The sequence below is a fragment of the Nonomuraea sp. NPDC050153 genome (genome assembly GCF_044460125.1).
Lineage (GTDB): Bacteria > Actinomycetota > Actinomycetes > Streptosporangiales > Streptosporangiaceae > Nonomuraea.
In genome coordinates, this window is sequence record NZ_JBITJQ010000016.1 from 107986 (window position 1) to 128056 (window position 20071).

17 protein-coding genes are annotated in these 20071 nt (G+C 72.9%); 10 read left to right on the forward strand and 7 right to left on the reverse strand.

The window, feature by feature from the left end:
- Positions 1–38: 38 nt before the first annotated feature.
- Positions 39–866, reverse strand: a complete 828-nt coding sequence (locus ACIBQ1_RS33690) for an alpha/beta hydrolase family protein (protein ID WP_397283338.1) — start codon at positions 864–866, stop codon at positions 39–41.
- 74 nt (positions 867–940) lie between these two features.
- Between ACIBQ1_RS33690 and ACIBQ1_RS33695 the strand changes: the two genes are divergently transcribed.
- Complete coding sequence (locus tag ACIBQ1_RS33695; protein ID WP_397283339.1) at positions 941–2245, forward strand: M28 family peptidase; 1305 nt, start codon at positions 941–943, stop codon at positions 2243–2245.
- 65 nt (positions 2246–2310) lie between these two features.
- Positions 2311–3183, forward strand: a complete 873-nt coding sequence (locus ACIBQ1_RS33700; protein WP_397283340.1) for a dioxygenase — start codon at positions 2311–2313, stop codon at positions 3181–3183.
- An 8-nt stretch (positions 3184–3191) separates the two neighbouring features.
- On the opposite strand, the gene ACIBQ1_RS33705 is transcribed toward ACIBQ1_RS33700, so the two are convergent.
- Both ACIBQ1_RS33705 and ACIBQ1_RS33710 read right to left on the reverse strand, forming a co-directional pair.
- Positions 3192–4421, reverse strand: a complete 1230-nt coding sequence (locus tag ACIBQ1_RS33705) for an epoxide hydrolase family protein (RefSeq protein WP_397283341.1) — start codon at positions 4419–4421, stop codon at positions 3192–3194.
- Positions 4422–4472: 51 nt separating this feature from the next.
- A complete protein-coding gene (locus ACIBQ1_RS33710) occupies positions 4473–5573 on the reverse strand; it encodes a hypothetical protein (RefSeq protein WP_397283342.1) in 1101 nt (366 codons plus the stop codon).
- Between the two features lie 77 nt (positions 5574–5650).
- Here ACIBQ1_RS33710 and ACIBQ1_RS33715 point away from each other — a divergent pair, with 77 nt between their 5' ends.
- A complete protein-coding gene (locus ACIBQ1_RS33715) occupies positions 5651–8248 on the forward strand; it encodes a LuxR C-terminal-related transcriptional regulator (protein ID WP_397283343.1) in 2598 nt (865 codons plus the stop codon).
- 31 nt (positions 8249–8279) lie between these two features.
- On the opposite strand, the gene ACIBQ1_RS33720 is transcribed toward ACIBQ1_RS33715, so the two are convergent.
- Entirely contained in the window at positions 8280–8744 is a 465-nt protein-coding gene (locus tag ACIBQ1_RS33720; RefSeq protein ID WP_397283344.1) for a GNAT family N-acetyltransferase, read from the reverse strand.
- Between the two features lie 136 nt (positions 8745–8880).
- On the opposite strand from ACIBQ1_RS33720, the gene ACIBQ1_RS33725 reads away from it, so the two are divergent.
- From ACIBQ1_RS33725 to ACIBQ1_RS33745, 5 genes are all read left to right on the forward strand, one after another.
- Positions 8881–9894 (forward strand): LacI family DNA-binding transcriptional regulator, encoded by a 1014-nt coding sequence (locus ACIBQ1_RS33725; RefSeq protein WP_397283345.1) that lies wholly within the window; start codon positions 8881–8883, stop codon positions 9892–9894.
- Between the two features lie 66 nt (positions 9895–9960).
- Entirely contained in the window at positions 9961–11958 is a 1998-nt protein-coding gene (locus ACIBQ1_RS33730; protein ID WP_397283346.1) for a DUF2264 domain-containing protein, read from the forward strand.
- Positions 11955–12305 carry a cupin domain-containing protein gene (locus ACIBQ1_RS33735; RefSeq protein ID WP_397283347.1) on the forward strand — a complete coding sequence of 117 codons (351 nt, stop codon included), beginning with the start codon at positions 11955–11957 and terminating at the stop codon, positions 12303–12305. Before ACIBQ1_RS33730 ends, ACIBQ1_RS33735 begins: the two co-directional genes overlap by 4 nt.
- 58 nt (positions 12306–12363) lie before the next feature.
- The gene (locus tag ACIBQ1_RS33740; protein ID WP_397283348.1) at positions 12364–12840 is read left to right on the forward strand and encodes a hypothetical protein; all 477 of its coding nucleotides are present in this window, start codon (positions 12364–12366) and stop codon (positions 12838–12840) included.
- A 377-nt stretch (positions 12841–13217) separates the two neighbouring features.
- Positions 13218–14411 carry an AAA family ATPase gene (locus tag ACIBQ1_RS33745; RefSeq protein WP_397283349.1) on the forward strand — a complete coding sequence of 398 codons (1194 nt, stop codon included), beginning with the start codon at positions 13218–13220 and terminating at the stop codon, positions 14409–14411.
- Here ACIBQ1_RS33745 and ACIBQ1_RS33750 read toward each other — a convergent pair.
- Both ACIBQ1_RS33750 and ACIBQ1_RS33755 read right to left on the reverse strand, forming a co-directional pair.
- The gene (locus ACIBQ1_RS33750) at positions 14340–15587 is read right to left on the reverse strand and encodes an MFS transporter (protein WP_397283350.1); all 1248 of its coding nucleotides are present in this window, start codon (positions 15585–15587) and stop codon (positions 14340–14342) included. The genes ACIBQ1_RS33745 and ACIBQ1_RS33750 overlap by 72 nt on opposite strands.
- On the reverse strand, positions 15584–16903 hold the full coding sequence (locus ACIBQ1_RS33755; protein ID WP_397283351.1) for a cytochrome P450: 1320 nt from the start codon (positions 16901–16903) through the stop codon (positions 15584–15586). The genes ACIBQ1_RS33750 and ACIBQ1_RS33755 overlap by 4 nt, the downstream gene beginning before the upstream one ends.
- Positions 16904–17576: 673 nt before the next feature.
- On the opposite strand from ACIBQ1_RS33755, the gene ACIBQ1_RS33760 reads away from it, so the two are divergent.
- Positions 17577–18218, forward strand: a complete 642-nt coding sequence (locus ACIBQ1_RS33760) for a class I SAM-dependent methyltransferase (protein WP_397283352.1) — start codon at positions 17577–17579, stop codon at positions 18216–18218.
- 66 nt (positions 18219–18284) lie between these two features.
- Here the strand turns inward: ACIBQ1_RS33760 and ACIBQ1_RS33765 are convergent, their stop codons facing one another.
- On the reverse strand, positions 18285–19259 hold the full coding sequence (locus ACIBQ1_RS33765; RefSeq protein WP_397283353.1) for an NlpC/P60 family protein: 975 nt from the start codon (positions 19257–19259) through the stop codon (positions 18285–18287).
- A 314-nt stretch (positions 19260–19573) separates the two neighbouring features.
- Here ACIBQ1_RS33765 and ACIBQ1_RS33770 point away from each other — a divergent pair, with 314 nt between their 5' ends.
- The gene (locus tag ACIBQ1_RS33770) at positions 19574–20017 is read left to right on the forward strand and encodes a DUF6153 family protein (RefSeq protein WP_397283354.1); all 444 of its coding nucleotides are present in this window, start codon (positions 19574–19576) and stop codon (positions 20015–20017) included.
- Positions 20018–20071: the final 54 nt, after the last annotated feature.

Here is a 20071-nt window from a genome sequence, read left to right on the forward strand (position 1 = left end):
GCGGGCGACATCGGGGTGCGGGCGGCGTCGCCCCGATGTCAAGGCAGGTTCTTCTCCACCTGGTTCTGCCAGTTGGCGTTGGTGTTGATCTCGGGCGAGGCGCCCGCGAAGGCGCCGCGCGCGTACGTGTCGCCCTGGAGCTGGTACATCAGCCACGCCGTCACGTATCCGAGGAAGCCGCCGCCCGTGCCCTGGATCGTGTTGTGCCCGGCGCCCTTGAGCAGCGCCTTCGCCGCCGCGCCCGGGACCTGGCCGTAGTACGTCTGCAGCGCCGAGTTGGGGGAGATGATCGTGTCGGCGGACCCGCTGACGAACAGCACGGGGCAGGTGAGCTGGTCCACGTGGAACTCGTCGCCCGCGCTCACCCAGATCGGGGCGGGCAGCGCGATGGGGACGACGGTGTCGACGATGCCGCCGGACTTGGTGGCGGTGTTCACCGAGCCGCCCGCGCCCTGGGAGTGGCCGACCGCGCCGACCTTGGTCACGTCGAGCTTGCCGTAGAAGACGCTGGAGCCGTCGGTGTTCCGGTCGATCAGATACTGGGCCGCGGCGATCATCTCGGACCCGGTGCCCGTCGTGGTGTCGGTGGAGGCGACCACGGCGAAGCCCCAGGACGCCAGCTGGTTGAGCAGCCCCGGATACTGCGTGGGGACCGCGTTGGTCCCGTTGCCCCAGGTGATGATCGGGTGCTTGAAGCCGCCCGCCCCGAGGTCGGCCGGGTAGTAGAGCTTGTATCCGGGCGCGTCGGCGGTCGCGACCGTCCACGGGCCCGCGACCTTGTAGTGCGCCTCGATGGTGTCCGCGGCCTGGGCGGGTCTGGCCAGGACCCCGAGCACGAGCACGACGGCGGCCACGACGAGCTTCATAGAGCCTCCAAGTTGTACGGATGACCGAAACTCTCGCTTCACAAGTGGGTCGTGTCAATGGTTGGATCGTGGACATGGAGCACGTGCCTTCCGCGGCGGAGATGCTGGGCTGGATCGAGACCGTCGTGGGGCAGGGCGTCCGCCGCCCCGGCTACCCGGCGGACGCGTGGACCGAGCGGTGGCTGGCCGAGCGCCTGTCGGAGTTCGGCCTGGAGGTCACGCTCGAACCGGTCGAGGTGCCGCGCTGGCAGCCGGGCACCGGGCTGCTGCGGCTCGACGACGGCACCTCGTGGGCCGGCATGCCGTTGCCCCACACGGCGCCGACCGCAGGGCTAAGGGGGCGGATCGCACGGCTCGCCGACGCCCGCCCCGGCGACATCGTCGTGGACGAGGTGACTTTCGGCGAGCTGCCGCAGTCGTACGTCAAGACGCTCGCCACCTCGGCCTATGACCCCGAAGGCGTCTTCGACACCCTCGTCCAGACGATCCCGTTCGGCCCGCGGATGATGGAGGTCGTCGAGCCCGCCCTGGCCGCGCGGGCCGCGGGCTTCATCGGCGCGCTGACCGGCCTCCCCTGGGAGACGCGCGACTACTACGTGCCGTACGACGCGGTCGAGCGCCCCATCCCCGCGCTGTGGCTGTCCGGGGCGGACGCCCGGCAGCTCCTGGCCCGCCTGCCGTGCGAGGGCGAGCTGATCGCCGAGTCCGCCACCGACACCGTGGTCACGCACAACGTGGTCGCCACCCTGCCCGGCGGCTCGCCCCACACGGTGATCGTCGCCTCGCACCACGACGCCCCCTGGGCCTCCGCCGTCGAGGACGCCTCCGGCCTGGCCCTCGTGCTGGCCACCGCGCGCCACTGGGCCCGCGTCCCGCCCGCGGAACGCCCGCACAACCTGACGTTCCTGCTCACGTCCGGGCACATGGCCCACGCGGCGGGCACCCGCGCCTTCATCGGCCGCCACCGGCCGGAGCTGGCCGGCGTGGTGCTCGAACTGCACCTGGAGCACGCCGCGCTCCGCTGCGAGGCGGTGGACGGCACGCTCGTGCCGACCGCCGAGCCCGAGGTCAGATGGTGGTTCACGACGCGCGCCCCCCGGCTGGAGCAGCTGGTCGCCGCGACGCTGGAGGCCGAGGACCTGCGGCGGTCGTTCGTCCTGCCCCCGGACGCGTTCTCGCCGATGCCGCCGACGGACGGCGCGTTCTTCCACCCCGAGGGGGTGCCGCTGGTGCACTTCCTGTCGGCGCCGATGTACCTGTTCGACTCGGCCGACACGATCGACAAGATCGACGTGGCGGGGCTGGAGCCGCTGGCCCGCGCGGCCGTCCGGATCGTGGCCGGCACGGCCGGCTGGACCCCGGCGGACCTCCGCGGGTAGCGGGGCGCCGCCGGCCATGGTCATGCTGGGGGACAACACCTCGACGCCGCCAGGACGTGATCACGATGTCACAGACTCCCGTTCGGTTCTCCGAAGAGCGTTCCGAGGACGTCGTCGCGGCGTCGTTCGCCGGGGCCCAGGACCCTCGGCTGCGGCTGGTCCTCACCAGCCTGGTCCGCCACCTGCACGCCTTCGCCAAGGACGTCGAGCTCACCCAGGCCGAGCTCGACGCGGCGATCGGCTTCCTCACCAGGACCGGGCAGACCTGCGACGGCACCCGCCAGGAGTTCGTGCTGCTGTCCGACGTGCTCGGCCTGTCGATGCTCGTCGACACCATGGCCAACCGGGCGCCCGCCGGGGCCACGGACTCCACCGTCCTGGGGCCGTTCCACATGGTCGAGTCCCCGGCTCGGCGGCTCGGCGACCAGATCTCCCTGGTGCCCGGCGGCGAGCCGACGCTCGTCACCGGGCAGGTGCTCTCGGCCGCCGGCCGCCCGCTCGCGGGCGCGGTCGTGGACGTCTGGCAGGCCGACGAGAAGGGCTTCTACGACGTCCAGCGGGACGACGTGCCCACCGGGCACCTGCGCGGCCTGTTCACCTGCGACGACCAGGGACGGTTCGCGTTCCGCACGATCCTGCCCGCGCCGTACCCGATCCCCGACGACGGGCCGGTCGGGGAGCTGCTGGCGGCGTCGGGCCGCCACCCGTACCGGCCCGCGCACATCCACTTCATCGCCGGCGCCGAGGGCCACGCGCCGCTCACCACGCACGTGTTCGTCTCCGAGTCCCCCTACCTCGACTCGGACGCGGTGTTCGGGGTCAAGGACAGCCTGGTGCTGGACTTCGTCCACGTCGAGGACCCGGAGCCGGCGGCGTATGCCATGCCAGTCCCGTTCCGCCACGCGCACGTGGAGCTGCGGCTGCGCGAGAGCCCGTGACGCCGCGGCTAGCGGCGGCCGCGGAACGTGCGCCGCAGGTCGTCGACCCACTCCTCGGGGATCTCCCAGGGGATGAAGTGGCCGCCGCGGTCGTGGACGGTCAGGTTGACGTGGTTGTACCAGGCGCCGCGCTCGCTGCCGGCGAAGTGCCGGACGCGCTGGTCGGTGGTGACGCCGGGCGGGTTCTCGTAGCCGACGAAGGTGATGCCGGTGGGGGCCTCGACGGGCGGCTGCCGGTCGTGGGAGGGGGTCCAGGGGTAGCGGTTGTTGTTGGCGTACGTGCGTATCGAGGTGCCGATCGAATTGTTCACCCAGAAGATCATGGCGTGGGTGAGCAGGTCGTCCTTGGTGAAGACCGACTCGATGTCGCCGCCGTTGTCGCTCCACTTGACCCAGCGCTCCAGGATCCAGGCGAGCATCCCGGCGGGTGAGTCGGTCAGGCCGTAGGCGAGCGTGCTCGGGGCCAGGACGTGCGCGGCCAGGTGGACGGCGAAGCGCCGGTCCAGCGCGACGATCCGGTCGTGGACGTCGGCGGGCAGGCCGTCGGGGATGGGCTGTCCGCCGCTGAGGTCCCAGGCCCGGTCGCCGTTGAACATCGTGAGCTTCTGCCCGGAGCCGATGTGGATGCCGTGCAGCTCGGCGGCGTACTTGTGCCCGAGCTGCCCCGTGACCAGGGCTCCGACGTCGCAGCCCGCGGCGGCGTACCTCTCGTGGCCGAGCACCCGGGTCATGAGGGTGTGCCAGAGGTCGGCGACCTTCCAGAAGTTCATGTCCGGGTGGTCCGGCAGCGGCGTGGAGAAGCCGAAGCCGGGGAACGAGGGCACGATGACGTCGAAGGCCTCCGCGGGGTCGCCGCCGTGCGCGCCGGGGTCGGCCAGCGGGTCGATGACCTTCGACCAGTGCCAGAACGTCCACGGCCAGCCGTGGGTGAGGATCAGCGGCGTCGGGTGCGGGCCGGCCCCGGGCTTGCGCATGAAGTGCACCGGGACGCCGTCGACCGCGACGCGGTAGTGCTCGTAGGCGTTGATCGCGGCCTCGGCCTTGCGCCAGTCGTAGCCGGTGCGCCAGTGATCGACGAGCTCGCGCAGGTATGCCCGGTTGACGCCGTAGCGCCAGTCGTCGTTGCCCGCGTCGTCCGGCCAGCGGGTCAGCTCCAGGCGCTGCCGGAGGTCGGCGAGCACGTCGTCGGGCACGTGGATCGGCTCCGGCGCCAGCGGGCTCCGGGTTTCGTCGCTCATCGTCGTCTCCTGCGCGGCCGTCATCGACGGCAAAATATATCAGAGATTTATTTAAATATGTGATGTATCTGGTCGGAGCGCGAGACCGAGGTCGGCGATGAAGCGGGCCAGGCCGACCCGCTTGCGGAACAGCTCGCGCAGGTCGCCGGTGACCGGCTCGCCGAGGCGTTCGGCGGGGATCGCGGTGAAGGCGCTGCGCAGGACCAGCGTGGTGACGTACCCGGCCGCGGCGTCGCGGGTGGGCACGCCCTCGTCGGCCAGGCCCCGCTCGTACGCCGCCAGGATCGTCCGATGGATCACGGGCAGTTCGCCGGGCTCGGTCAGGCCGTCGTGCGCCAGGCCCACGAGCAGCTGGCCGAGGTCGAAGCCGATCGGCACCGGGTCCTGCCAGCCCCAGTCGACGGCCACGAACCGGCCGGGGTCGTCGGCGGGCACGAGGAGGTTCTGCGGCCCGGCGTCGCCGTGCGCCATGGTGTGCGGCAGGCGGCCGGCCGCCGCGAGCAGCGCGGGGACGCGGCGGGCCAGGGTGTCCAGGTCCATCTGCAGGAGCGGGTCGGCGTGCGCGGCGACGAGCGGGTGCCGCCAGAGGGCGGGGTCGCGCAGGACGGGCAGCACGTGGTTCATCAGCCGTTGGCCGACGTAGGTCCGCAGCGCCGTACGGGGGCGGGAGTCATCGGCGGGACGCAGCCCGGCGAGCCGGCCCAGCGCGCGGGCCGCGGCGGCGTACCTGGTCAGGTCCCACTCCCCGGGAGCGGTGCGCACGTCCTCCAGCCACAGGTCGAGGCGCTCGTCGCCGAGGTCGTCGACCAGGAAGAGGCGGGGCAGCCGCAGGCCGGGCGGGAGCGGCAGGCCGGTGGTGTAGACGTCGGCCTCGGTCCGCCACGGGAACGCGGCGACGAACTCCGTGCGGTCGGGCTCGGGGATCACGCCGATGTGCGCCCAGTGCCGGGCGGAATGGAGGGATTTGACGAAGAAGGACCAGGTATGGCCACACGTGGTCGTGCCGCTGACCCGGCGCAGGCCACCGGTGGACGGGGTGCCGGGCGCGTGGTCGATCGGGTCCACGCGGATGGACTCCACCTCGGCGCGCTCGTCGTCCAGATATTTCCGTACAAGAGGGGTGAGGTGGGCGCGGGATGGGGTCGCGGTCATGGGCAGAAGGCTCTCCCGCGCTGCGGCGGTGCGCATAGAGCATGGCCTACTCAAATGTTCGCCCGTACCATCCCCTTGTGCGTCATCTGTGGCCCTTCGCCGGTCGGGAAATCCAGCTCGCGACGATCCGATCGGCCCTGGACGCCGGTGGCGCCGTCGTGGCCGGGCCGGCGGGCGCGGGCAAGAGCCGCCTGGCGGCCGAGGCCCTGTCCGGGACCGATGACGTGGTCTGGATCCTGGCCACCGCCGCCGCCTCGGACATCCCGCTGGGCGCGCTGGCGCACCTGCTCCCCGCCCAGCCGCCGCACGGCAACGTGATCCGCTGGGCCGCCGACGCCCTGGGCGGCGAGCGGCTGGTGCTCATGGTCGACGACGCCCACCTGCTGGACCCGGTCTCGGCCGTACTGGTGCATCACCTGGTGGCCGGCAGGCGGGCGCGCGTGCTGGCGACGACGCGCAGCGGGGAACGCGCGCCCGACGCCGTGACGGCGCTGTGGAAGGACGAGCTGCTGCCGCGCCTGGAGCTGGCTCCGCTGACGCTCCGGGAGGCGGGCCTGCTCCTGGCCGGAGCGCTGGGCGGGCAGGTGGAGGCGCCGACGGTCCGGCGGCTGTGGCGGGCCAGCGACGGCAACGCGCTGTTCCTGCGCGAGCTGGTGCTGGCCGGCGGGTCGGGCGGCGCGCTCGCCGAGCGGCGCGGGGTGTGGCACTGGTCGGGCGAGATCCCGGTGACGACGCGGCTGCGGGAGCTGATCGAGAGCCGGATCGGCGACGTCGACGCCGGTGAACGGGCCGCGCTGGAGCTCGTCGCCCACGGCGAGCCGCTGTCCGTGGACGCGCTGACCGCGCTCGCCCCGCTGGAGACGTTACAACGCCTGGAAGACCGCCAGCTCGTCACCATCTCGCCGGAGCCGCCGCCCGCACGCTCCCCGGAGCCGTCGCCCGTACGCTCTTTGGCACCGCTCTCCGTACGGCTCGCGCATCCGCTCTACGGCGAGGTGATCCGGGCCGGATGCGGCACGCTGCGGACCCGCGAAGTGCTCAGCAGCCTGGCCGACGAGGTGGGCGGCCGCACCGGCGAGGACCCGCTGCGCGTCGCGGTCTGGCGGCTGGACAGCGGGACGCCCGGTGACCCCGCCTCGCTGGTCGAGGCGTGCAACATCGCGCGGAACGTCCGCGACCTGCGGCTCGCCGCCCGGCTCGGGCGGGCCGCGCTGGCTGCCGGGGGAGGGGCCACGGCCGCCCTCGCGCTGGCGTCGGTGCTGTTCTACGACGACCGGTACGACGAGACCCAGGCCGTCCTGCCGGGGCCGGCCGACGGCCCGGTGGACGACATGAGCCGGGCCGATCTGGTGTCGGTGCACGCGCTCAACCTCTTCTGGGGGTTCGGCAGGGAGGCCGAGGCCCGCGCGATGCTGACGGACGCCCACGCCACGATGACCGACGCGGAACCGCGCCAGGGCCTCCTGGTGATGCGAGCCGCCATCGAGCACATGATGGGCACGTTCGACCAGCTCGGGCGGACGATCGCGGAGATCCGCCGGATCGCCCCGACCACCTCCCGGTTCGACATCGGGCTGGCCGAGCTGGAGGCGGGCGGGCTCGTCCACGAGGGGTGCGCCCGGCAGGCCGTCGCCCTCGTGGACGAGGCGCTCGGCAACGCCGGCGGCCTGCCCGAAGACCTGCCCTCGCTCACGGCCGCGCTGGCGGTGACGGGGGCCGACGCCGCCGTTCTCGCGGGGGACCTGGCGGCGGCAGGCCGGTTCGCCGACACCGGATACCGCATCGGCGAGGACTACGTGGGCTGGGACCGCGCGCTGATCACGTTCGGCACGCTGCGCGGCCGGGTGGCCAGGCTCCAGGGGCGGCCCGCCGAGGCCGTCCGGCTGTGCAGGCAGGCCGCCGTGCGGTTGCGGGGCCGTACGCTGCACGGCGGCCTGTGCCTGGCCGAGCTGGCCCACGCGTACGCGCTCACCGGCGACGTGGCCGCGGTGCGGGCGACCACGGAGCTGGCCGGCGAACTGGGCCTGCGCGTGGGCCACCAGGTCGAGTTCGCCTTCCGGCTGGCGCGGCCGTGGGCGCTGGCCGCCGAAGGCGACCTGCCCGGGGCGGTCGAGGCGGCGCTCGAAACCGCCGGCGCGGCCGGCGACCACCCCATGTACGAGCTGTACGCCCTGCACGACGCGGTCCGGCTCGGCGCCTGCGACCTGGTCGCCGACCGGCTCGCCCGGCTGGCCGCCGGCGTGGAAGGCGACCTGGCCCCGGTCCTCGCCCGCCACGCGGCGGCCGGGGACGCCCCCCAGGAGCTCGACGCGGTGTCGCTGGCCTTCGAGTCGCTCGGCATGCTGCTGCACGCGGCGGAGGCGGCGGCCCAGTCCGCGGACGCGTACCGGAGGCACGGGCTGCCGCGGCGGCAGCGCGCCGCCGAGACCCGCGCCTGGCGGCTGGCCCGCCGCTGCGAAGGCGCCCGCACCCCGGCGCTGACCGGCCTGGCCACGCCGCGGCTGACCGCCAGGCAGCGGCAGATCGCCCAGCTGGCCGCCTCGGGCCTGAGCAACCAGGACATCGCCGACCGGCTGGTGCTCTCCCGCCGGACGGTCGCGAACACGCTGGTGCAGGTCTACGAGCGGACGGGCCTGAACAGCCGGGCCGAGCTGGCCGACGTCCTCTTCACCTGACCGGGGCAGGCGGCCCGTCAGAGTCGGCCCGTCAGAGTCGGCCGGTCGAGCCGGGTCCGGCGGGCGGGCTCACGTAGTGGTGGACCAGCGCCGGCTCGCCGGCCGTGTTGAGCCAGCGGGCGCGGCTGCTGCCGACCCGGCGCCAGCCGGACCGTTCGTAGAACGCGATGGCGGCCTTCCCCTCGGAGGAGACCTCCAGCTTGAGCGGGGTGTCGACGGCGGCGCGAACGGTGTCGAGGAGCCGGGCGGCCAGGCCGCGCCCGCGGGCGGCAGGGGTGACGAACAGCCGGGTGACCTCCATGTCCCGGGTCAGGGCCACGTGGCCGAGCACCGCCGCCTCCTCGACCGCTATCCACGCCCTGATCAGGCCGCCCGGCGTCAGCCAGCCGGCCGGATCGCCCGGCCAGTCCACGGGGTAGCGGTCGCTGGACTGGACCTCGGCGAGGGCTTTCACGCAGGCGGCCAGGTCGTCAGGGGTTCGGTCGCGGATTTCCACGCGGGCCAGCCTACGAGGCCCGGCGAGGGCACCTGTGCGATATCGTTAAACCGCTTTAATAGCGGGGATGGGGGGATGGATGCCTCGCCGGGCCGTTCCTGAGGATGATCGGCCTCGTCCCTCGACGATCCGGGACGTGGCCAAGCACGCCGGTGTGTCGGTGGCGACCGTGTCGCGCATCCTGTCGGGTTCGTATCCGAGCGCTCCCGCCACGCGGAGCAAGGTGATGCGGGCGGTGCGCGAGCTCGACTACGTGGCCAACGCGCATGCCCGGGGGCTGGCGGGCGCGCGGCCGAAGAGCGTGGCGATCGTAGTGAACTCGGTGGTGTCGCCGCATTACGCCCATGTGGCGCAGGGCGTGCAGGACCAGGCGGTGCGCGAGGGCCGGCTCTGCATCGTGGGCACCACGGGCGGGGACGCCGAGCGGGAGCTGGCCATGGTGCGGCTGCTGCGGGAGGAGCACGCCGAGGCGGTGATCCTGGTCGGCAACATGCCGATCGACGACGCCTACCGGGAGCGGCTGGCGGAATACGCGCGGGCGCTGGCGGTGGCGGGGTCGCGGCTGGTGTTGTGCGGGCGTCCTGCGCTGGGTGAGGGGGTGCCGGCGATCGTCGTGGAGTACGACAACACCGGCGGCGCCTACGCGATCACCAGTCATCTGCTCTCGGCCGGTCATCGGCGGATCCTGTTCCTGGGGCGGCGGGCCGGTTACACGACCCCGGAGAGCCGGATCGCGGGATATCGGTCGGCGCTGGCCGCGCACCGGGTGGCGCACGATCCCGGGCTGGAGGTGGACAGCGTGGTGATGGACCGGCGCGACGGCTATCGCATGATGCGGGAGCGGCTGGAGGCGGGGGCGCCCGACTTCACCGCCGTGTTCGCCGGGAACGACCTGATGGCGGCCGGGGCCCGGACGGCGTTGCGGGAGCGTGGGCTGCGCGTACCGGACGACGTGTCGCTGGTCGGCTTCGACGATCTTCCCCCGGCCGACGACATCGATCTGACCACCGTGCACGTGCCGCACGAGGAGCTGGGCCGCACCGCCGTCCGGCTGGCCCTGGCCACCGACGCGGCCGACACGAGCCGGCACGTGATGCTCGGCACGCACATCATCGTCCGCGACTCGGTCCGCCCTCTCCTGCGGAGTTAAACCGTTTACACAGGTCGGCCGGACCACCTAAGGGACGGCCCAGGTAGATGCCCTAGTATCCGTTTCATGTCGTCCCCCCTGCGCCTCCCGCCTGCCGACCCGCACCTGTCCGGTTTCACCGGCTGGACCCGCGCCCACTGGGAGAGCGTGGCGGATCACCTGCTCGACTCCGTGGTGCCGTACGCCACCGACGGCTTCGCCCAGTACCGCCTGCCCGGCCGGGCGAGCAGGTCGGGCGTCGTCAGCGACGGGCTGGAGGGGTTCGCCCGCACGTTCCTGCTCGCGGCCTTCCGCATCGCCGGGGCGGGCGGTGACGTGCCGCCCGCCCTGCTGGAGCGCTACGCGGCGGGGCTGGTGGCCGGCACCGACCCCGCGCACCCGTACGCCTGGCCGCCTCTGACCGACATGTCGCAGCCGCTCGTCGAGGCCGCCTCCATCGCGCTCGCGCTGCACGAGACCCGGCCCTGGCTGTTCGACCGGCTCTCACCGGCGCAGCGGGAGCGGGTGGTGGCCTGGCTGGCCGGGTTCGTGGGGCGGCGCACGCCGGACAACAACTGGGTGCTGTTCCAGGTCGTGGTGGAGCAGTTCCTCGCCGAGGTGGGCGGGCCGCACGATCCCGCCGAGATCGCCGGCGGGCTGGAGCGGATCGAGGAGTGGTACGTCGGCGACGGCTGGTACTCCGACGGCAAGGGCAAGAACTTCGACTACTACTCCGGCTGGGCGATGCACCTGTATCCGTCGCTGTGGGCGCGCATGGCCGGCGACTCCGCCCGCGGGCGGCTCTACGCGGACCGCCTGCACCGGTTCCTGGGCCACTACCAGCACCTGTTCGCCGCCGACGGCGGGCCGGTGCACCAGGGGCGGTCCCTGATCTACCGGTTCGCGACCGTCGCGCCGCTCTGGCTGGGCGCGCTGACCGGCGCCTCGCCCCTTCCCCCGGGGCGGACCAGGCGGATCGCGAGCGGCGTGCTGCGCCACTTCGCCGAACGCGGCGCCCCCGACGGCCGTGGCCTGCTCACGTGCGGCTGGTACGACGCCTTCCCGCCCGGCACCCAGGACTACTCAGGCCCCGCCTCGCCGTACTGGGCCAGCAAGGCGTTCCTCGGCCTGCTGCTGCCGCCCGAGCATCCGGCCTGGACGGACGGCGAGGCGGCCGCGCCGGTCGACCTCGCGGACCAGGTCGTCGCGATGCCCGAACCGGGCTGGCTGCTGCACGCCACCCGCGAGGACGGCGTCGTACGGCTGGTCAACCACGGCAGCGACCGCGACCGCGTCCAGGACCCCGCGGGGCCGCCGGACCCGCACTACCTGCGGCTGGCCTACACCAGCCACACCGGCCCCGACATCGGCGAGGAGGCGGTCGACGGGCAGCTCGCCGTCGTCTCCCCGCAGGGGGCGACCTCCCGGCGGCGCGTCATCGAGCCGCTCGCCGCCGGGGGGCGCTTCGCCGCCTCGGCCTACCGGGACGGCCCCGTCCGCGTGGTGACCGCCTCCGTGGTCGACGGCGCGGCCGAGATCCGGATCCACCAGGTCACGGCGCCCGCCGGGCATCTGGTACGCGACGGCGGCCATGCGCCGGCCGGACCGGAGGCGCCCGAGACCCGGTCCGGGGACACCTGGGCGCTGGCGCGGCGCGCGGACGGCCTGACGAGTGTAATGCGCGGGCTGCACGGCTACACGGGGGCGGGCGTGGCGAGCGCGCACGGCGTGAACGCCTTCGGACCGCACTCCGCCACGCCGTACCTGACCCGCGACGCCCACCCGGGCGGGACCGCCGTGTACGTCAGCCTGGTCGTGCTCACGGCGGGCGAGCGGGAACCGGCGGCGCCGGAGGTGCGGGTGCGCGGGGACGAGGTCACCCTGGTTCCGCCCGGCGGGGAGCCGATCACGGTCCGCTTCGGGGCCGAGCACGTCACGGTCTCCTCGCGGGGAGAACCCGCGTCGCGCTCGGGGCCGCCCGCGACGGCGGCACCGGCCGGCGAAGGGGGGAGCGCGACGTCAGCCGTCGTCAGGGCCGCCGATAGGATCGCCCGCCACAACCGAGATGACCAGGAGAAGAGTTGAACAGCATCGTCGTACCGGACGCGATCATCGCCGACCTGGGAGTGTTCGCCGCCAAGCCGACCTCGGTCAGCGGGGAGCAGCAGGAGGCGGCGCTTGAGGCGTGGACCTCGGCTGACGGCAGGACCACCGCGGGAGTGTGGGAGTGCACGCCCGGGACGTTCACCGCCGTACGCGACGGCTACCACGAGGTCTGCCAGATCCTTTCCGGCCGGGCCACCATCGTCGGCCAGGACGGCACGACCCAGGAGGTCGGCCCCGGAAGCACCCTGGTCATGCCCGCGGGCTGGCAGGGGGAGTGGCACGTCCACGAGACCGTGCGCAAGACCTACGTGACCACCCGCCTCTGAACCTCCCTTCGGCCGGACGGATGGCGCGACCGGTAATCGTCAGGATATCTTGACGGTTATGACGTTGAAGATCGCTGACATCCCCGGCCATGAGGGTTTCGCGGCGCCGGTCCTTCCCGGCGGTGAGCCGGCGCGCTCCTCCACCGCCTTCACCAGGACCTTCGTCGGCTACCAGGCCGAGTGCTCCTGCGGGTGGGCCGACCGCCGCCGGTTCGCGGCCACCCCGGAGGGCGGCAAGGAGGCGGAGGGCCGGTGGTGGAGCAAGCATGCCGCCCCGCTGCTCGCCGCCGCCCCGCCCAGTTGGCTGGTGATCAAGTCGAACCTCCTGTGCGAGCAGATCGTGAACCTCGCGGCCGACCGCCCGCTCGCCGCCCTGACCCTGCTGTCCCAGGTGGAGAGCTGGCAGCGGACCCTGCTCGATCGGGCCGTGGCCGCGGCCAGGGAGGGCGGCGCGTCGTGGGCTGATGTGGGGGAGGCGATGGGGATCTCCAAGCAGGCCGCCCACGAGAGGTTCAGGGCCCAGGTGGCGACGTGACCCCGACGGCGGCCGCGTGAATCTCCCGTACGGGTAACCGAAATGCCGAGCCATCGGCATACAGAGAGTGGCCGAATGGATGCGGACCATTTCCGGGTAATTCCCGCCGAACTCGATCCGGCGGGAGAAAGAATGGGTAATTGCTCCGGGGGGCGGGGCGCCGGGCGCCCGGCGCAGGCCCGTCAACTGGTTAAGCCGCGGTCGGGGCAGGTCCGGCGACAGTTGGCGGGAGCGTGGCGAGCAGGCCGCGCGGAGACGTCAAATTCCGGACATCGACCTTCGGCATAAGTCGTGACCGTCGGGGGAGAAAATGCTCATGCGAATCACCCCGGAGCCAAATTTACGCGCATTCACCACGACATTATCAGTCGGCCGTAATGCGCGCGCCCACGCCGGGTAACGCGGTTTACCCGGAAGACCCGGACCACGAAATTCCGGGGCCGGAGGGCTGCTCCACCGGGGCGCAGCTGTTACAGCGCCTGGTGATGTTGCGCAGGTGGTCGGGGCAGCCGTCGCTCCGCCGGCTCCGCATCCTCGGCGGCTCGGTGGAGCTGGCGGACGGCACCTGGGTCGACGTGCTCCCGGAGACGACGGTCTCGGCGGTGCTCCGCGGCCACAGCCCGCGCGGCCTGCCGCGGCTGGCCCTGGTGGAGGCGTTCGTACGGGCCTGCCTGCTGTCCTGCGGCCAGCAGCGGCACGCGGCCGGGCAGGTGCGGCGGTGGCGCCGGGCCTGGCGGGCGCTGGCGGCCGGCGAGGAGGGGGCTCCCGACCCGGCCGGGCGGAATCCGGCGCCCACCGGGCGGGCCCCCACACCACCCGGGCGGGATGCGGCGCCTGCCGGGCGGGGGCCGGTGTGCGGCGGGTGGGATCCGGCGCTCGCCGGGTGGGATCCGGCGCTGCCGGTGCCGCGTCAGCTGCCGCGTCCGATCCGCGGGTTCGCCGGACGGGAGCCGCAGCTGGCCCAGATGGAGGAGTGGTCGCGCCGGCCGTACGACGACTCGGCGCCCGGCCCGCTCATCCTCGTGACCGGGCCGCCGGGGATCGGCAAGTCGGCGCTGGTCGTCCAGTGGGCGCACCGGTCGGCGACGCGGTTCCCCGACGGCCAGCTTTACGCCGATTTATCGGGAAACGCGGAGGCGCATCCGGTGATCATCCGGTTCCTGCGCGCGCTGGGCGTGCGGTTGGTGCCCGACGACGAGGAGGAGGCCTCCTGCCTGTACCGGAGCGTGCTGGCCGGCAAGCTGATGCTCGTCGTGCTGGACAACGCCCGGTCCTTACGGCAGGTGCGCCCGCTCCTGCCCGGCTCGCCCACGTGCACGGTCGTCGTCAGCGCGCGGGCGTACCTGGCCGACCTGGTGATCCGGGAGGGCGCGCTGCCGATGGAGCTGAGCACGCTGAGCGACCACGACGCGTTCAGGGTGCTGTCGGCCGCGCTAGACGTCGAGTTCGCGCACCGGGACCGGGAGGAGTGCCGCCGGTACGTGGTCGAGGCCGGCGGCTCACCGCTCGCCCTGCGGATCCTGGCCGAGAGCCTGATCCGCGAGCGCAACGTACCGAGGCTGAACGCCTGACAGCGCGAACACCCCGGCGGCCAGCAGCCCGCACAGCGCCGCCCCCGTGATCACGGCCGTCACCGGCGCGAACTCGGCGGCCAGCCCGGCCACGGCGAAGCCGAGCCCCTGGAAGAACATCATCCACGAGGCCCGCACGCCCAGCGCCCGCGCCAGCAGCTCCTTCGGCGCGGCGTCCAGGAGCGTACGGTCCAGGCCGAGCTGGAAGGAGGCGCCCAGGCCCGCGACGAACAGCAGCCCCGCCGCCACCGGGATCGGCGGCCGGAACGCGAAGGCGAGCAGGGGCAGGAAGCACAGCGCGGCCAGCGCCGCCATCAGCCTGATCTGCCGCCCGGCGGACAGCGTCCAGTTCCCGGCGAACTCGGCGACCACCGTGCCCAGCGGCAGCGCGGTCAGGAGCAGGCCGGCGCCCACGGTGTCGTTCGCCGACAGCTCCGCCGAGTACGGCACCGCCAGAGCCTCGGGCGCGACCGCGAACGCGGGCACCGCCCAGCCGAACACCAGCAGCCGCCGCAGCGGCCGGACCGCCATGAGCCGGCCGATCCCCGACAGCGAGTCGCGTACCAGCGACTGCCCCGAGCCCGCGGTCGGCGGGCGCTCCCGCGTGCCGAAACGCAGCAGCGCGGCGGAGAGGCCGAAGGACACGGCGTCGGCCAGCAGCAGCGTGCCGGGCGAGACCAGGGTCAGCGCGATGCCGCTCACCGCGAAACCGCCGATCTGCGCGACCTGCGCCACCACCCGCATCAGGCTGCGGCCGGGCACGTACGCGTCGCCCGGCAGCACCTGCGGCATCGTGGCCGCCCGCGCGCCGCCGAACACCGGCCGGATCAGCCCCAGCGCGAACCCGAGCGCCAGCAGCGCCGCCGTCGGCGCGCCGGGTATCGCCATCGCCGCCGCCAGCACCGCCGAGACCAGGTTGCAGCCGACCAGCAGCCGCCGGTTCGGCACCCGGTCCACCAGCGCCGACAGCAACGTCCCCGCGACCAGCTGCGGCAGCATCGGCAGCGCGAACGTCACCGCGGCCAGCAGCGGCGAGTCGGTCCGTACGTAGACGAGCACGGTCAGGGCGAGCTGGGCCAGGACGGTCCCGGTCATCGACACGATGTGCGCGACGAAGATCGCGCGGAACTCGGCGATGGCCAGGGCGTCCCGGAAGCGCCCGGCCGGGGCTGTCATGCCCCCACCACGGTCCGTCCCGCGTGGGTGCGCGTCATCCTGACCCGCAGCGCCAGCGGCTCCAGCACCGGGCCGGCGACGGCGTCGGAGTCCTGCAGGTCGATCCCGTCGATGTCGTAGTGGGCCGCGATGTGCGCGGTCCCCACGATGGCCTGGTAGACGCCCAGGTGCATGCCGAGGCACACCCGCGGCCCCGCGCCGAACGGGAAGTAGGTGAAGCGGGGCTGCTGCGTGGGCTCGAACCACCGCTCCGGGCGGAACTCCTCCGCGTCCGGCCAATAACGGGGGTCGCGGTGGATGAGGTACGGGCTGAACCGCACGTCCATGCCGGGCCGCAGCTCGTAGCCGCCGAACGTGCAGGGCTTGCGCACCTTGCGTCCCATGAGCCAGGTCGGCGGGTAGAGCCGCATGACCTCCTTCGTCACCGCGTCGGCGTACGGCAGGCTCCGCTCGTTGCCGAGGCCGCCGGAATCGGCGATGACGGCCAGCGCCTCGTCGCGCAGCCGCTGCCGGACCTCCGGCCGCCGGGCCATCTCCCGGATCACCCACGCCATCGTCGCCCCCGGGGAGCCGAACGACGCGAGGATCATCGACGTCAGGAAATTGATGGCCTCGTCCTCGGTCGGCATGTCGGGGTCGTCGGCGAGCACCAGGTCGATGAGGTCCTCGGGCGTTTCGTGCGGCGCGGCCTTGCGCTGCCGGAACTTCTCGGTGATGGCCGCGTTCACCTGGGCCTCGGCCCGCTGCACCCGTCTGATGGACGGCAGCGGCAGCCAGCTCGGGAAGGTCAGGCTGGAGTCCATGAACGGCAGCGCCAGCCCCGAGCGCTGCTCCGCGGCGGCGAAGACGTCCTCGTTGTCCAGGCCGAAACAGAACATCGCCGAGAGCTTGGCACTGTAGCTCCGCATGAACGGCACCACGTGGAAGGCCTGGCCGGAAAGCGCCGTGAGGCGCTCGTCGAGCAGGTCCGTCACCCGGTGCCCGTGGGATCTGACGACGTTCCTGGTCATCCCGTGCCAGGCGCGGCCCCGGGCCCGCATCCAGCCGGCCAGGTGGTCGCTCACCTCCTGGTCGGAATGCCGGGCCGGGAACAGCGACTCCTCGGTGAGGAACAGCTCGTTCGACTTCTTGAACAGCTCGCCGATCAGCTCGGGGTCGGCCACGAAGACGGTGGCCGGGCTGAAGGTGAAGATGTCGCCGTATTCGGCCTGGCAGCGCCGGAGAAATCCGATCCGGTCCCGGTCGTAATCGTAGGAGTTGCCGACGGGCCAGCGTCCGCGCGGCCCCGGCGGCATTTTGTCGGCATGCTTTTTCATCGCTCTGCCCCTTTCGGTGGAGGCCGGCAATCGCGAACGCGGCCCACGCCGGCACGCGCCGGGTGGCTCGCACCGGCGCGGAAACCGCGGTCATTCACCTGGGATATTCGCCCGCCCGCCGGGCGGACACCCGTTCTTTAGAAGTCGGCCCAGGGGTAGCGGCCGCCCATGCGGCCCTTGTTCAGCCCCAGCAGTGTGGCAGCGGTGTGCTTGGCGAACGCCATTCTCCGACACCTCCTTTCCGCGTGAAGACCGACGCGGCTTTATTCGCCCGGTCGCGCCCCCCATTTGATTTCCCTGGTCACCGGGGCGCAAGGGCTCGCACGGAACGGCAGGCATCCGCACGGATCAGCACGTTTCAAAATCCGATCAGCACGTTTCATGAAAAAGTCAGGCCGTTCGGGCCGCCACGGTGCGCCAGCCGAAGGCGACGGCGCCGGTCAGGAGCGCCACTCCGGACAGCACGCCGACGACACGCCCTCGTTCACACGACCTCTCATCCGCCCGCACCGCCGTACTGGGACATTCTGACCGGTCCGCTGCCTGCCCCGCGAACGTGACGGGAGTTGCCAGCGCGCGCCGTCGCCCGGACGCCTTCCGGTCGACGGCGCGCGCGCTTCGCCGAGGAGGATCCAGTCTGGAAGGCGACAGCCCGCAGACAGAGGTGATCGTTGTGACTGACCTGTCCGGATTTCAGCATCCCCGCCTGGCCCGCGTGTACGTCGAGACCTCCGCCGCCGCGGACCGGCGCGGCGGGCGGGAGCATCGCAGGCGGCTCCTGGAGGGGCTCGAAGGCCGGGTGATCGAGATCGGCGCCGGCAACGGCCGCAACTTCGCCCACTATCCCAAGACGGTCACCGAGGTCGTCGCGGTCGAACCGGAGGACACCCTGCGCCGGTTCGCCCAGGCTGCGGCCGCCTCGGCACCCGTGCCCGTGCGGGTCGTGGCCGGGCACTCGGAGGCGCTGCCGGGTGAGGCCCACACCTTCGACGCCGCGGTGCTCTCGCTCGTGCTGTGCAGCGTGCCCTCGCCGGCGGCGGCGCTGGCCGAGATCGTCCGGGTGCTCACGCCGGACGGCACCCTGCGCTTCTACGAGCACGTACGGTCGTCCAACCCGGCGCTCGGCCTGCTCGAAGACGCGATCACGCCGTTGTGGCGCCGCATGGCCGGGGGCTGTCACCCCAACCGCGACACGCTCGCCGCGATCCGGCGGGCGGGGTTCGTCGTGGACGAGGTCGAGCGGTTCGCCTTCGCGCCGCAGCCGCCCGTCCCCGCCCTCGCGCACCTCCTCGGCCGGGCCCGCCTGAAGCCGTAGGACCCGGCCGGGCTCAGCCGGAAGGCATAGGACCCGGCCGGGGTCGTCTGAAGGCGTAGGACGGGGTCAGGGGCGGACCGCGCCGAGCAGGCGTGCGCGCCAGTAGTCGTCCAGGTCGACGACCTTGACGACGTCCCCGGTCTGCGGCGCGTGCACCATCCTCCCGTTGCCGGCGTACATGCCCATGTGCCCCAGCCCCTTGCTGAAGAGCAGGTCACCGGGCTGCAGCGCGTTCAGGGGGACGCGGCGGGCGGAGCCCCAGCTCCACTGGGTCCAGGTCGTACGGGGCAGCGAGACCCCCGCCTGCCGCCAGGCGGCCTGGGTCAGGCCGGAGCAGTCGTAGGAGCCCGGCCCCGTGCCGCCGAACCGGTACGGCTTGCCCACCTGGGCGAAGGCGAACTGGAGCGCCGCACGGGCGTTGCCGGAGGCCGGACCCGTGTACTTGATGCCGGGGCTGTTGGGGTCGCCGGTCTTGAAGGCGCCCAGCCTGCGCAGCAGCTTGGTCTGCTCGGCGATCAGCTTCTCGACCTTGGACTTCTCGTCGCTCACCTTGTCGCGCGCCGCGTCGGCCTCCGCCAGGGTGGTCTTGGCGTCGTTGCGCCGATCGCGCAGCTCCTTGGTGGCGGCCTGGTACGCGCGGATCTTGGCCGCCCGGGCCTGGGTCATCTCCTGGAAGGACGCCATGCTGTTCAGGATCGCCTGGGGGTCGGCCTGGCCGGCGAACCGCTCCCACCCCCTGAGCGGGCCGAACTGGTAGTCGCTGACGGCCAGCCGGACGAGGTCGTCGCGCAGGGCGCCGGCGCGGGCGTCCTTGAGGCCCAGCTCGGTGTTGAGGGCGTCGTACTTCTTCTTGGCCTTCTTGAACGCCTCCGTCGCCTGGTTGTACCGCTCGACGACCTGGTCGGCCTGCTCGTTCAGCTTCACCAGCTTGGCCCGGGCCTTGGCCGGCGACGGCTCGGCCACGGCGACGACGGGAGTGGCGGCCAGCGCGAACACGGACAGGGCCGCGACCGCCGCCGTTCGTCCAAGCCTTGTCGGCACGGCCACTACGACGCCTCCTCGTAAATATCCATAACCTGGGGCGAAATAGTACAGAAGTGAATGGGGTGTCTGGTCTGTTTGGGCAATCGGAGATCCGGAACGGCCGGTACTACCTGTGCTAGGGGACGTGCCGCCGGTCCATGGGGAGATACGCGTGCCGGGCCTTCGGCGTTCAACGGGCGGCTCGCGAAGATGGGGAGAGCTGGGACATCTACTACGATGTTCCATAGTTTTCCTCGTGTCCGGATGAACAGAACAGCCGCTGGCTATCCTGGCGCGAGTACTAAGGCCGGCAGGTGTGAGGAGGGGAGCGCGTGACGCGGCGGTCGCTTCTGCCCGGCCTCCCCTGGTTGCTGCCCCTGCTGCTCGCGCTCGGCGTGGCCGGCATGCACACGCTCGGGCATCTCGCCTCGCACCACGGCGTCGCCGCTCAAGGCTCGCACGCCCACGCCGCTCCCGCTCACGCTTTCGGGCAGGCTCCCGCTCAGGTTTTCGGGCAGGCTTTCGGGATGAACGCCGGGCAGGGCCGGGACGCGGTCGCGATCTGCTCGCGGGACGCGGCCGGGTTCGATCCGAGCAACGTGTGCCTGGCCGTGCTGACGTCGGTCATCGCGCTGCTGATCGCGGTCGTCTGGGCCGCCACGCTGCGATGGCGCGCGGGAATGGGCGGCTGGGCGTCCCCGGCGCGCACGGCGGCGAGGGCGCCGCCGCGCCGTCTGGCGCCGAGCCCCGCAGCGCTCTCGGTGATGCGCATATAGGCCGAAATATCGGCGGACGGTCCGAGGGGCCGGTCCGCGATGACGGCCTGCGTA